The organism is Williamsoniiplasma lucivorax ATCC 49196, assembly GCF_000518285.1.
In the GTDB taxonomy this organism is placed as follows: Bacteria; Bacillota_I; Bacilli_A; order Mycoplasmatales; family Mycoplasmataceae; genus Williamsoniiplasma; species Williamsoniiplasma lucivorax.
The window spans coordinates 24,703-40,233 of record NZ_JADH01000009.1 but is presented as its reverse complement, the minus strand read 5'-3'; the positions used below and the strand labels follow the sequence as shown (position 1 = coordinate 40,233).

7 protein-coding genes are annotated in these 15,531 nt (G+C 30.3%); 5 read left to right on the top strand and 2 right to left on the bottom strand.

Annotated elements, in window-relative coordinates; genetic code table 4:
* The first annotated feature begins 30 nt into the window (after positions 1-30).
* The 5 genes from secA (at position 31) to P695_RS0102810 (ending at position 9,732) form a co-directional block, all read left to right on the top strand.
* Positions 31-2,913 (top strand): preprotein translocase subunit SecA, encoded by a 2,883-nt coding sequence (gene secA / locus P695_RS0102830; protein WP_028126758.1) that lies wholly within the window; start codon positions 31-33, stop codon positions 2,911-2,913.
* Positions 2,914-2,977: 64 nt separating this feature from the next.
* Positions 2,978-4,972 (top strand): excinuclease ABC subunit UvrB, encoded by a 1,995-nt coding sequence (gene uvrB, locus P695_RS0102825; protein WP_028126757.1) that lies wholly within the window; start codon positions 2,978-2,980, stop codon positions 4,970-4,972.
* A 5-nt stretch (positions 4,973-4,977) separates the two neighbouring features.
* Positions 4,978-7,821, top strand: a complete 2,844-nt coding sequence (gene uvrA / locus P695_RS0102820) for an excinuclease ABC subunit UvrA (RefSeq protein WP_028126756.1) — start codon at positions 4,978-4,980, stop codon at positions 7,819-7,821.
* A complete protein-coding gene (locus P695_RS0102815) occupies positions 7,814-8,923 on the top strand; it encodes a bifunctional folylpolyglutamate synthase/dihydrofolate synthase (RefSeq protein WP_028126755.1) in 1,110 nt (369 codons plus the stop codon). Before uvrA ends, P695_RS0102815 begins: the two co-directional genes overlap by 8 nt.
* A gap of 2 nt (positions 8,924-8,925) precedes the next feature.
* Positions 8,926-9,732, top strand: coding sequence for a folate family ECF transporter S component (locus P695_RS0102810; RefSeq protein ID WP_028126754.1), 807 nt, complete (start codon positions 8,926-8,928; stop codon positions 9,730-9,732).
* A 49-nt stretch (positions 9,733-9,781) separates the two neighbouring features.
* On the opposite strand, the gene P695_RS05905 is transcribed toward P695_RS0102810, so the two are convergent.
* Both P695_RS05905 and P695_RS05900 read right to left on the bottom strand, forming a co-directional pair.
* Positions 9,782-12,268: a BspA family leucine-rich repeat surface protein gene (locus tag P695_RS05905; protein WP_051437367.1), complete on the bottom strand. Its 2,487-nt coding sequence runs from the start codon at positions 12,266-12,268 to the stop codon at positions 9,782-9,784.
* Between the two features lie 399 nt (positions 12,269-12,667).
* Positions 12,668-15,256 carry a BspA family leucine-rich repeat surface protein gene (locus tag P695_RS05900; protein WP_051437366.1) on the bottom strand — a complete coding sequence of 863 codons (2,589 nt, stop codon included), beginning with the start codon at positions 15,254-15,256 and terminating at the stop codon, positions 12,668-12,670.
* Positions 15,257-15,531 lie beyond the last annotated feature (275 nt).

The window sequence follows — 15,531 nt, the reverse complement described above, 5'->3', positions numbered from 1 at the left end:
ATAATTAAATAATGATTGGAGATATTAATAATGGCAAGTGATAAAAGATGAATTAAACGCTTTGGTAAAGTTGCTGATCAAATTTTGGCCTTAGAGCCAAAAATGGCAGCTTTAAACGATGAAGATTTTAAAATTAAAACTGAAGAATTTAAACAAAGAATTAGCGATGGTGAAGACATCGATGATTTATTAGTGGAAGCTTATGCAGTGGTTCGTGAGGCAGCGAAGCGTATTTTAGGATTGAATACTTACCGAGTGCAATTGATTGGGGCAATTATTTTAAATAGTGGAGATATTGCAGAAATGAGAACTGGGGAAGGTAAAACTTTAACTGGTTTATTTCCAGCTTACTTAAATGCTTTAACTGGTAAAGGTGTGCACATTGTGACTGTTAACGAATACTTATCTCAACGTGATAGTGAAATCAACGGAAGAGTTTATAACCTTTTAGGAATTACTGTCGGATTGAATGGTGCTAATTTACCTAAATCAATGAAAAAAGAAGCTTATGCCCAAGATGTTACATATACAACCAACTCTGAATTAGGGTTTGATTATCTAAGAGATAACATGGCCCAAGATCCAAGTGCCAAAGTTCAAAGAGGTTTGAACTTTGCCATTATTGATGAGGCTGACTCAATTTTAATTGACGAAGCAAGAACCCCGTTAATTATTTCTGGTGGATATAGTGACCGTAAAAACATGTATGAAATTGCTGATAAATTTTCTACCACAGTTAAATTAAAAGAAGACTTAGATATTGATTTAGAATCAAAACAAGTTTTTTTAACTGAACAAGGAATGCAAAAAGCCAAAGAATACTTCTCTTTAGATAATCTTTTTGATATTAATAATACTGAATTATTTCACTTAATTATGAATGCTTTGAAAGCACAATTTACTTTTAAAGAAGGTGTTGAATATACAGTTCGTGATAATGAAATTGTTTTAATTGACCAATTTACAGGAAGAATCATGGAAGGACGTTCATATTCTGATGGCCTTCAACAAGCTTTACAAGCTAAAGAACACGTGGAAATTGAAGAAGAAACAACAACACTTGCCACAATTACTTACCAAAACTTTTATCGTTTATATGCAAAACTTTCAGGGATGACCGGAACTGCTAAAACTGAAGAAGAAGAATTTATTAAAATTTATAATACTCGTGTGATTTGTACACCAACAAACCGTGCAGTGATTCGAAAAGATGAAAATGATTTCACCTTTGGAACCAAACATGCAGCTTTAAAAAAATTAGTAGCTGATGTTAAAATGATTCACGAAATTGGTAACCCGATTCTGATTGGAACAACTTCAGTTGAGTCATCTGAACAAATTTCCCACTATTTAGAAAAAGCTGGTTTAAAATTTGAAATGATTAATGCCAAAAACCATTCAAGAGAAGCTGAAATTGTCGCTAAAGCTGGTCAAAGGGGAGCAATCACCTTATCAACTAACATGGCTGGTCGTGGAACCGACATTAAACTAAGTGAAGAAGTTAAAGGTTTAGGTGGATTATATGTCTTTGGGGTGGAACGAAATGAAGCCCGACGCATTGATAACCAATTACGTGGAAGATCTGGACGTCAAGGTGATCCTGGAAAATCAAGATTCTATATTTCAATGGAAGATGATATGATGGTCCGTTTCACCACTCCTAAATTAAGAGAAAGACTAAAAAGTTTAGGTGATGACCACATTGATTCCAGAATGTTTACCAGATCTGTCACTAATGCTCAAAAGAAATTAGAAGGAATGAACTTCGATCAACGTAAAGATGTTTTAGATTACGATAATATTTTGGCCCAACAACGTGAAGCAATGTATGCACAACGTGATGAAATTCTTTTTGCTCAAGACCAAAAACCAGTCATTAAGAAATTCCAAATTACGACTGCTTATGAATTAATCATTAAAAATTCAAAAACTGTACGTGGTGAAAAAACCATTGATACCCAAGCTTTACTTAAAGCTCTTGATGGCAATTTCGTCGCTCATGGTGTTTTCAAAATTAGTGATTTTGAAAACAAAGAAAATCTTGCTTTAGCAAAAGAAATTGCTGAAGAAATGATGAAATTTTATAAAAATAGAGTTGCTGATGTTCCAGAAGATGTTGTTCTTCCAATGGAAAGACAAACTATTCTGAATGCTTTTGATGAATATTGAACTAGACATATTAACATTGCTTCAAAATTACGATCAGGAATTTATTTACAACAATATGCCCAAAATAACCCCTTAGCTGAATACATTGAACAAGCCACAACCTTGTTTAATAAAACCAAAATTGCAATTGCTTATGAAGTTGTTGATAAATTATCACGAATCGTGATTCGTGAAGATGCTGAACCAGAACCACAAGAAGAAATCCATATCACTGATCGTGATATTGACCAAATTCTCGAAACTAATGGTTTAACAAAAGACCATTTAAATCGTGAAGATTTAAATAAGAAATTTACCGAATTGATGGAAGCGAATGAAGGTAATCATGAAGTGCAAAAACAACTAGCTTTACACCATGATATTTTATTAGGATTGTTAATTGAAATTGAACGCCGAACTGGACAAAAACTTGATACTAATCAAAAACGTCAAGAAGTCGAAATTACGCAAACCCAAATTGAAGAAATGGCGAAAGCAATCAACATCAAAGACTTTAATAAAATGACTGTCCAAGAAGTTGAAGAAAATTTTGAAAAAATGATGGCCAATCCGGATGAACCAAAAACTGAAGAAGTGATTATGAGTTTAAATTTTGTTAAAGAAATTTTAACTAATGTTGCTAAACAAATGGCAATCATGCGAGCTGATGGTGATGATGACCGACCACCAACTGCTAAAAAAGTTAGAACTAAGAAAAAACAATCTGAAAAAGAAGATGTGATTAGTAAAACTAGGTTAGGTTAACCTTCTATATCTTGACTAGGAAATATTTCTAGTCAATTTTGAATTTTAGAAAGGAGAAAGTGTAATGTTTAAACAAAATCAAAAATTCGAATTAATTTCCAAACATCAACCAGCTGGTGACCAACCAAAAGCAATTGAGCAATTAGTTGCTGGTTTGCAAGTAAACAAAAAGCACCAAGTTTTACTTGGTGCAACTGGAACTGGAAAAACTTTTACGATTGCTAATGTGATTAATCAAGTTAATCGTCAAACATTAGTTCTGGCACACAATAAAACATTGGCGATGCAGCTTTATTATGAATTTAAAGAATTATTTCCCAACAATCGTGTTGAGTATTTTGTTTCGAACTTTGACTTTTTTCAACCCGAAGCTTATATTCCTTCGAAAGACCTTTATATTGATAAAGATGCTCGTCAAAACATTGAATTAGATATGATGAGACTAAGTGCAATGAATGCACTAGTCACTCGCAACGACACAATTGTTGTAGCCTCAGTTGCCGCGATTTATGCTAGCCAAAATCCAGTTGATTATGCTGATGCATTTTTTGAATTAAATCTAAATCAACAAATTTCTAAACGTGATTTATTATCTTTTTTAGTGCAAACTGGTTACACAAGAAATGAAATCGAAAATGCTCCCGGGACTTTTAGTGCTAAAGGTGACATTATTAAAATTGTCCCTGGTTGAACTGCGAACATGATGTTTCGACTTTCGATGTTTGATAATGAAATCGAAATGATTGATATTTTAGACACACTAACTGGTGCTGTGATTAATAAAACGAGAACCATCACAGTTTATCCTGCCCAAGCTTATGTGACTCCGAAAGATAAGTTGAAAAAGGCAATTCAAAATATCAAAAAAGAACTAGATGAGAGATTACACTACTTTGTTGAAAAAGGTTTATTATTAGAAGCTGAACGTTTGGAACAACGAACAAAATATGATCTTGAATCATTAGCAGAATTTGGTTTTACCTCAGGGATTGAAAACTATTCAGCACAATTAGATTTTCGTGAACCAGGGCAAAGACCTTATACTTTGCTGGATTATTTCCAAAAAGATTTTTTAACTATTATTGATGAATCACATATTATGGTTTCTCAAATCAAGGGGATGTACAACACTGATCGTTCAAGAAAAACAACTCTTGTTGATTATGGTTTTAGGCTGCCGAGCGCTTTAGATAACCGACCATTAAATCAAGATGAATTTTTCTCACTGCAAAACCAAATTATTTATACATCAGCAACCCCTGGTGATTTTGAACTAGAGAAAACCAATAATCAATTTGTGCAACAAATTATTCGTCCAACTGGTTTGTTAGACCCAATTATTGAAGTGAGAAAAAGTGTTGGTCAAATTGAAGATATTATTGCCGAAATTGCCAAAAGAAAAGCGAATAACGAACGTGTGTTCGTCACCACTTTAACAATTAGAATGAGTGAAGATTTAACTAATTATATGCAAGAACGTGGTGTCAAAGTTGCTTACTTGCATTCAGAATTAAAAACCTTGGAACGTAGTGAAATCTTAAATGATTTAAGAAAAGGGGTTTATGATTGCATCATTGGAGTTAACCTTTTAAGAGAAGGTTTAGATTTACCAGAAGTCAGTTTAGTCTGCATTCTTGATGCTGATAAACAAGGGTTCTTAAGAAATGCCAGATCACTGATTCAAACAACTGGTCGAGCTGCTCGTAATGTTAATGGTTTAGTTATTTTTTATGCTGATACAATTTCTGATGCCATGAAACAAGCAATTGATGAGACTAATCGTAGAAGAACAATTCAAGAAGCGTATAATATAGAAAACAATATTACACCAAAAACAATCACCAAGAGTTTAGCTGACACAGTTTTAACTGATAAAGCATTGAAAATTATGAAAAAAATTAATACAGTTAAAACTGTGAAAACTAAAAAAGAATTGATTCAACAAACAATTGATCAAATTAGAACTGAAATGTTACAAGCCGCAAAAGAACTAGATTTTGAAACAGCAGCAACATTAAGGGATGCAATTATTGAATTAGAACAACAAAAGAATGGATAACAAAAATGAGTAAAAATAAAATTATTATTAAAGGTGCCCGAGAAAACAATTTAAAAAATATTGATTTAGAAATTCCTAAAGAAAAGTTCATCGTTTTTACTGGTTTATCAGGTTCTGGTAAATCTTCTTTAGCATTTAACACAATTTATGCTGAAGGTAAAAGAAGATATATCGAATCACTTTCAGCCTATGCTCGACAATTTTTGGGCGGGAATGAAAAACCTGATGTAGATTCGATTGAGGGTTTATCACCTTCCATTTCCATTGACCAAAAAACCACATCACATAACCCACGTTCAACTGTCGGAACCGTGACTGAAGTTTATGATTATTTACGTTTGTTGTATGCCAGAATTGGGGTACCTTATTGTATTAATGGCCATGGTGTGATTAATGCTAGTTCAATTAAAGAGATTACTTTGAATGTCCAAAAAAGTACTCAAGAAAATGAACAAATTTATATTTTAGCTCCCATTGCTCGTGATAAAAAAGGAACTTTTAAAACAGAATTAGAAAAACTTGAACAAGAAGGTTTTCTTCGTGTTCAAGTTGATGGAGAAATTAAATTATTAACTGAAGAAATCCATTTAGATAAAAACACAAGACATAATCTTGATATTGTGATTGATCGAATTGTTTATCGTGATGATGAAGAAATTCATTCAAGAATGTATGCTGCGATGGAACTAGCAATTAAATATTCTGATGGATTAATTAAAATACATTACCCCAAGACAAAACACAAAGAAGATAAGTTTTTTTCCACATCATATTCATGTAGTACTTGTGGTTTTACCATTCCAGAAATGGAACCTAGACTATTTTCTTTTAATGCTCCTCTTGGAGCTTGTGAAACTTGTAATGGGTTAGGAGTTAATTTATCAGCTGATTCAGATTTAATTATTCCTGATAAAAGTTTAAGTATTAAACAAGGTGGAATTTTATATTTAAAAAACACAGTCGGCACTGATAATTTAGAATGACAAAGATTTAGAACTTTATGTGATTATTACTATATTGATCAAGAACTACCAATTGAAAAATTAACACCAAAACAACTGCGTGTGATTTTAAATGGTAGTGATGAAGAGTTGGAAATTAAGCTGGTTTCAGCTAGTGGGAATCGTTATGATAAATTTGATTATGTTGAAGGGATTGCTTCTTTAATTAATCGTCGTTATTTTGAAACCACCAGTGAAGATGCACGAAAATATTACACCAAATATATGGCTTCAATTACTTGTACAGGATGTAAAGGAGCGAGATTAAACCCGACTGCTTTATCAATTAAAATTGAAGAAAAATCGATTTATGAATTTACTGAAATGACAATTGATCAAGAATTAGATTTTATTTTAAAAGTTAAATTAACTGAAAACCAAATCAAAATCTCGGAATTGGTTTTAAAAGAAATTATTTCACGAATTAGTTTTTTAAATGAAGTTGGTTTAAGTTATTTAAACTTATCAAGAAGTGCCACCACTTTGAGTGGTGGTGAAGGGCAACGAATTAGGTTAGCCAAACAAATTGGTTCACAGCTAACTGGGATTTTATATGTTTTAGATGAACCAAGTATTGGTTTGCATCAAAAAGATAATGATCGTTTATTAAGCACTTTAAAACACTTAAGAGATTTAGGCAATACTTTGATTGTTGTCGAACATGATGAAGATACAATGAAACAAGCTGACTGAATTGTTGATATTGGTCCTGGTTCTGGAGAACATGGTGGAGAAATTGTTTTTAATGGAACTTATCAAGATATTTTAAATGCTGACCATTCTATTACTGGTCAATATTTAGCGCACAAATTAACAATTCCAGTGCCCAAACATGCTCGTGGAGGGAATGGCAAAAAATTAGAAATTATTAAAGCTAGTGAAAACAATTTAAAAAATATTAATGTGACTGTTCCTTTGAATAAATTTATTTGTATAACTGGGGTTAGTGGTAGTGGAAAATCAACTCTACTAGAAGATATTATTTACAAAGGCATTCATAAATATATTTCTAAAACAGTCGTTACAACTGGGAAATATGAACAAATTAAAGGTTTAGAAAATATCGATAAAGCGATTTATATTTCCCAAGAACCAATTGGGAAAACCCCGCGTAGTAATCCAGCCACTTATACTGGTGTTTTTGATGATATTCGTGATTTGTTTGCTGAAACTAATGAAGCAAAAATTCGTGGTTATAAAAAAGGAAGATTTTCTTTTAATGTTCCTGGGGGAAGATGCGAACATTGTCAAGGCGATGGTGTGATTACGATCTCAATGCAATTTATGCCAAGTGTTGAAGTAGTTTGTGAAATTTGTGAAGGCCGACGTTACAATAGTGAAACTTTACAAGTTAAATATAAAGGGAAAAACATCAATGATGTTTTAAATATGAATATTGAAGAAGCGTTGTTATTCTTCTTTAATATTCCACAAATCAAGCAAAAACTACAAGCTATTTTTGAGGTTGGTTTAGGCTATATTCGTCTTGGTCAATCAGCCACAACTTTAAGTGGAGGAGAAGCTCAAAGAGTTAAATTATCAACTTACTTATTGAAAAAAGCAACTGGCAAAACTGTTTTTTTATTAGATGAACCAACCACTGGTTTACATATTGATGATGTCAAACGTTTAATTGAAGTTTTAAATAAATTAGTTAACTTAGGGAACACCGTGATTGCTATTGAGCATAATTTAGATTTTATTAAAGTGGCTGATTATATTATTGATTTAGGACCTGGAGGAGGCACACTTGGTGGGCAAATCGTCGCGACTGGAACACCACAACAAGTTGCTAGTGTGAAAAATTCTTATACTGGAGAATATTTAAAGAGGTATTTAAATGATTAAAGTTGATCAAGAACTAATTCCAATAAGAGAACGATTTGCTCAAGAATACAATTTGTCTAAAGTATTAAAAAAATGAAATCATCCCGAAAAAAATATTCCCACAATTAATGTGGTTGGAACCAATGGTAAAGGTTCTACCTCATTTTTACTTTCACAAAATTTAAAACAAAAATATTCCAAAGTTGGTTTATTTATTTCGCCAGCTTTTATTTATCACAATGAAAGAATTCAAATTAATAATGAAATGATTAGTGATCAAGATTTAAGAAAATATTTAGCAATGATTGAAGAAGATATTCAAGAATATAAGTTAACTTTTTTTGAAATCTGAACTTTAATCATGATCCTCTATTTTAATGATCAAAAAGTAGATATTGCAGTTGTTGAAGCTGGAATTGGTGGAGTTAAGGATTCAACTAATCTAATGTCCGACCAACTTATGACATTACTAACTTCGGTTTCGCTTGACCACACTGATGTTTTAGGTGCAGATGTGGAACACATTTTGAAACAGAAATTAGGTATTGTCAAACCGAAAACAATTTTAATTATTTCTATTGATAACTTGAAATACAAAAAAACGATTGATAAAATTTTACAAGTTAAAGATATAAAAGTTATCTGAGCTAAGAAATTTGTTGATCCAATTTATTATCAACAAGGCAATAAAGGATTGGTGTTTGAAACATTAAAGATTTTAGAAATTAAGAATTATGATTTAACGATAATCCCCTTTTTAGGAAGATATACAGAATTAAAATCATCACCCAAATGAGTTATTGATGGAGCCCATAATTTGGATGGAATTGCTCAATTAATTCAAACAACGCAAAAACAAAATTGACAACCAATTGTTTTGTTTGGTTCCAGTTCACATAAAAATCATCAAGAAATTTTGGCTTTATTAAAGCAAAATTTCACAAAAGTTTTTATTACTAATTTTGATCATCTAAAATCTTGAGATATAGGTCAAATAAATATAGCTAATAAAGTGAAGGATTGAAAACAGTTTTTGATCGAAAACAATGATAAAGACATTTTAATTTGTGGGAGTTTGTATTTTATTCCACTAGTTTATGAATGATTTTATAATAGGGGGTAAAAATGTATTTTATATTAACAAACACAATTGCTATTTCAGCAATTGTCATCTTCTTTATTGGAGCAGTATTTATTGAAAAATTTTCTTATAAGAGATTAACAATTTTTAATATTTCAGCAATGGGCATGCTTGTTGCATTAAGTATTGTTTTGACTAATGTTATTGGTTACAACATTAGAATTATGGGCTCATCATTTATGATTGGTAATTTTGTTATTTTTTTATCAGGAATGCTTTTTGGACCACTTGCCGGCATTATTAACGCTATGGCTGCTGATTTAACTGGGTTTATTATTAATTCAGCTGGAGAATTCAATGCTGGATATATGTTTATCAAAGTAATGTATGGTGTAATGGGGGCCATGGTTTTTTTAGACCGTAAAACAAGTTGATGAATTATTAAAACAATTGTTTACATGGCGATATGTTCAATATTGCACTTAATGGTCTTTAATCCGATTTTAATATTATCAAAAAGCCCGCAAATCACTTCGGTTGGAAGCTTCTTCCATTATTATTGATTATATCTAGGTGGAATTTCAATCACAGGAAGTGTTGGTATTCCAAAACCGTTGCTCTTTATCGTTCAATGTCCAATATATGCTTCAATGGTTATTGTTTCATTTAGAGTTACCTACTTTTTGGTTGCTCGTGTGAGCAATCGTGAACAAACAGTTTGATGTGCCAAACACGGTGATTTAACATCAATTCTTCGTAAAGTGAAAAAACTGAGAATTGGGCATAAAAAGAAAACACAAAACTTTGAAGACGTGGCCCATCAAAAAAGTGATGAAATTATTAAATCATAATTAAAATCACTTTTTAGTAATAAATTTAAGTTATCCCTTGTTATATTAGTTAATTTTGTTTAGTTACACCAAAATTAAATTTTGGTAGTCAATTACCTTGTAAATTAGTTCCAAGGGCAAATTCTTTTGCATTGCTTACTTGTTTTACATTTCAATTACTTAAATTTTGATTAAATGAAGAAGCATATCTAAACATTGAATTCATATTTCTTACTTTTGAAGTTTCTCATTGAGAAATGTTTTGATTAAATGAAGAAGCATCATTAAACATGTTTGACATACTAATTACTTTAGAAACTTGCCATTTACCAATGTTTTGATTAAATTTTCAAGATCCGTTAAACATAAAATCCATATAAATAATATTGCTTGTGTCTCATAATGTTATGTCACCATTAAAATCGTGAGCATCTTTAAAAAGTGAATTTAATGATGTTATTTTTTTAATAATATAATTTGGAACTTCAATAACTGTATTGGGTAATTTATGTGCTACTGTATTATATGAACCAATGTGAGCAATTATTTTAGTCTTCTCAGGAATTATGCTATTAGTGCCATTAATTTCGCCAGTTAATGGATCAATAAAGATTGTATTTGTTTGATTTTCCTTATTCAAAACTTGGAAAACTCGTAATTCACCTAAAGATATATTATTATCTGTTGAAACAAAAATAAATTCTTTTGTTTTTCATTTTTCATTATATCTTCCTTCGGTTACTTTTATAGAACCCATGGGAGCTATACCCTTGTCTCTAATAGCCGCCTCTAAAGAGTATCCATACCATCATTCATTTTCCTTTTCATAAACTAACTTTTGCAATTCACGTTTTAAATTTTGAATTTCATTTTCAATAGTTTCATTAATAAAAGTTAATTCAATTTGACCTTTGTAAATTCCAACACCTTTTAAAATAGCGCTTGTTTTGGTTATGTTTGTAATTTCAAATGAAATATTATTATTTTCTAATATATTATTAATAACTTGAAATTTATGTTTAATACTTTCACTAGTAGGATTTGAAATCAAGCCTAAATCAGTTTTTCATTTAAGGGTTTGTGCTAATTCATTAATATCTTTTTTTAAATCAAATTTAATGATCACATTACCATAATTTGGCTTAATACCTCGAACTTTAGCAGTTCCAGAATATGCATCACTTTGAATGTTATAAATCTCAAAATTTGTATTCCCAGCTGCTGGGTTTTTATCGAGTATTCCTTCTTTAATATCATCGTCTTTTGCAAAATTTAAATATCCTATATATGTTTTTGTAATTAATTTTTCAATATTATTTTCTGCTTGTGAAGATTTAAAGTTAACAATCACTTCTCCAACATAAAGGCCGTTTCCAATTATTTTTGCACTTGTATTATCAATTAAAACAATGTCGAAAGTTGCACTAGCAGCTTCTGGGTTATTTTGTAAAATTGCATTTCTAATAGTTAAAATATTAACTTCTCCAATTTCTCCTAAATATTGATTTTTAATGACATCTTTAATATTTTTTTGTGGGCTCGGAGAAACTGATAATGGGTTAAAGCTAATATCTACTTTTCCATAGTATTCGCCCTCACCTTCTAATGTCATTTTTCTGGCACGATTTAAACTTTCCATTGAGAATTCAGCCTTTTCAGCTCCTGGGTTTTTAGCTAAAATGTTCTTTTTAATTGTTGAGTCTTTCGCATTAGGTATATCTCCCAAATCTCTTATTAAGATTAATTTAGAAATATCACGTTCATTATCTTCTGGTTTGTCTAGATTTAAGTTGTTAAATTTTATTTCTGCACGTCCTGTGTAATTGCCGTACCCTATAATGAAAGCAGCATTCGGTGACAAAACTTCAACATTGTAAGTAGCTTTTGTTAATTCTGGATTTTTAGCATTTAATAAATTTTCAATTGTCTTTTTTTCAATATTTGGAACAGAACCTAAATCTGCAATTTTCAAAATCTCATTAATATTGACTTTTGATTTTGGTAAATCGAATTTAATTGTGACTTCACCAAAATACTTATTTTCACCTTCTAATTTAACCTCTTTTTTATTGACATTAATCTCCATTGAGAATTCAGCTTCTTCAGCAGCAGGGTTTTTAACTAAAATGTTCTTTTTAATTGTTGAGTTTTTCTTATTGGGAATAATACCTAAATTTTTTATCCCAATTAATTTAGATATATCTAATTCATTTGGATTTGGATTAGGAAGATTTAAATTGTTAAAGGTTACAGTAACTTCGCCACTATATTCATCAATTCCTTTTATAAGAACAGTTGAAGAACTTGTTATGTTCATTTTAAAAAAAGCATTTTTTAAATTTGGGTTTTTGATTTTAATAATTTTTTCTAAATTATTGATTTCTGCATTAGCTACGTCACCTAGATCTGTAATGTCCAAAAGTGTATTAATATTTATTTTTTCTTCTTTAATTAGAGAATTGGTAATGTTGGGTGTTTTTTGTGAAAACCCAACCACGGGTATAATACCCACAGAAGCAACAAAAATGCCGTTTAATAAAACAAGTAATTTTTTCATAATTTTTTCCTTTCATATGTTTTGTTTTAAAATGAGATTGTCCCAAAAAATAATTTACATGTGTTACACATCTATAATAAATGTAAAAAACAGAAATTTAAAATTTCATAATTACGTTATATATTTTAATAGTTTTTGTTTTTGCTACTAGTTAAGTATTGTAATGCTTTTTTATAATTCGCCTTACTCTTGAGAATTGATCTCATAAATATTATATAGCTTTTTAAAGTTTAAAATCAATAGAAACAATAACTTTATTAACGATTGTGATTATCGTAAATTATCGTGTTCATCGAATTTATTTTAAAAAAACGGAAACAGCATGTTTCCATTTATAAATTTAGTATTTAAAACAAAATTTTACGACATTTTTATTCACTAATTGAAATATTAAGAACATTATTTGATACGGTAATTAAAAATAACCTCGTGTTCTCCAATATACATATCAACCCCGACAATATATGCAATTCCACCTTTTACATCAGGGGTCCCACTGGGTTGGCCATAACTGATATTGGCTATTTCAAAACTCTCTCTTATTAAACCATTTTCTCTATAAAGATATAATAATACTTTAATCAGATCTTCTTTGTTTGGCTTCTTCGAAAAATTAGGTAAAACAGTTGCCCCATCACCAAATACCGATTTAATTGTAAATCTAGGTCTTAATTGCCATTTTCACTCTTCAACATTAGTAAAAGTTATAGCATTTGTGACCCCACTCACATTTCATTCTGATAAATCATTGCGATAGGAATTTGCATTTTCAAACATTTGATGCATATCTGTTACTTTTGAAGTGTCTCAAACTTTAATACCATTTGGTAATAATTTAGTTGAAATATCTTGATTAAAAACTTCTGCATTTTGAAACATTTCAGCCATATTTTCGACATTTTCAGTATTTCAATTTCCGATAGGACCATTAAATTTTCTTGCATCAGCAAACATCCCAACCATTTTTTTGACATTTTTTGTATTTCAATTGTTTAAATTTTGATTAAATTCATATGCTATATTAAACATTTTTTCCATATTTTCAACATTTCCAGTATTTCATGAATTAATGTTGTCATTAAATTCCTTTGTTAGTCTAAACATATTACTTAAATCAATTATTTGAGTGCTTATATAATTAGGAACTCTTAAAATAGTTTGTGGCATTTGATATCCCTTTTTAAGATCATCTCACCCAATATGAATAACTTCTTTAGTTCCTTCTGGGGCACTACCTTGTTTTGCTTTTATGCTCTTTACCTTTTCATCAAAATAAATTGTTTTTGATTGGTTATTTCTATCCAAAACTTGAAATGCTCTAATCTCACCACTATATTTTGCATTTTCATTATTTTGCGCATTACCAATTACTTTAAATTCTCTAACGTGCAAATCAGTATTGTCTCCTGTATGGCTAATTGTTATTTGATCTTTACCATATTGATTATTAATTTTGTCTTGTAAATCATTAGCACTTCAAAAATCACTATCTTTTTTTCCAATCTGTTCGCGAAGTCAATCATAAATAACACTAACATTTTCTGTTTTATCTGCCGATCATTGATGCTCAATATTAATACTTCCATAGTATGGAAGCTGATTATTTGTTTCTCGATTACCCACGAATTTTCAATTATCAAGGTGAGATTCGAAATTATTTAATTGTGTTTTTGGTAACATTTCTACTGTCACACCTTCATATTTTTCTTGTACTTTTTTTTGCAATTCTGTTTTATCTCAAGAATGATTCATTATTTGACTTGGGTCTATAATTTGCGGATTTAATATTTTTTTTAATTCTTGTTCGATATCTTTAATATCAGTTCCAATTTCAACTTTTTCAACTTGAATAGTAAATGAATTTTTAATTAATTTACTTGTTGTGGTTGCTTGAACCATAATTATGGTGTTTTCTTGTGGATTGCCATCAATTTTATAATCAATGTTCAACTTAGCATTTGGAGATTTTTTTATGATTTTCTCAGCCACTTTTTCTTCAACCTCACTAATGGTTGTAGTGTTTAAAACACCAATAATTTGAATGTCTGAAATATCTTGTAATTTAGTTGGACTTGGTGGATTTGGACCAATTGGTTCAGTTGTTGAATTTGATTCACGAATTCATAACACAAATCCACCAGTTAGATGTTCACCTTTAGCTGCAACATTAACACTTCCTTGATCAACCACTACACCACCTTGAACTAAGTTATCTAAACCATCAATTGTATAATCAGTGTTAATTTGTGCCTCTGAATAAAAACGACTTATTTCAGTTTGAATTCTATTTAAAACAATTTGTTTAGAATCTTTAACTTTAATATCATTAATTTGTACCTTTGAAATATCTTCTTTATCAGATTTTTTAACATTAATAGTAAATGCACCTTTAATTCATTTACTTAGACTTGTTGCTTTAACAGTGATAATTCTATTTTTTTGTGGATTACCAGATATTGTGTAATCAAGACCAAAAATAGCACCTTGTGCTTTCTTATTGATCGCTTCACTAACTATTTTTTTAACCTGATCTATATTTGTATTATTGAAGACATTAGTGATTAAAATTTTAGAGATATCTTCTTTGTGATGGTTTGGACCTGGATTAGTTGGGTTTGGTGGCAACGGGGTTGTTGTTGAATCATTTTCTCTGATTTCTAAAATAAATCCACCAACCAAATGGTCCCCGATAGCAACAACACTAATTGCTCCTTCTTGTTCAATGGTTTTATTTGTCACCAAAAGTTCTAAACCCTCAATGACATAATCGCCATTAATTTCTGCTTGAGAATAAAGTGTTTTAATTTTGGTTCCGATTTTAGACAAGACATGTTGTTCCTGATCACCCACTTTTACATCAGTAATTTGGATTCTGGAGATGTCTTTTTTTTCATCTTGGGGATCAATACGAATCCCGCATGCAACAACGGTTGCGACACTTCCACTAATGAGAAGCACACTTGATAATAGGCTTAATAACTTTTTCATTATTTATAACCTCCCTCAATATTAATTATAAAATCCAAAGTTATTGCTTTTTATTAACAAAGAAATAGGGATTTAGATATTGGGGTTGCAAGAACTGAATTATAAAATTGGTCATGCCACCTAAAAAGGTAAAATAATCTTATAAGATGTAAAAATGACGCATATAGAATTAATATTAAGTGAGTGAAAAAGAATTTAAAATTGTTTTGAAAATGGCAACGGTTTAATTGGCAAATACTACCCTAAAAAACCAACTTTTTACTAGTAGATGAGAA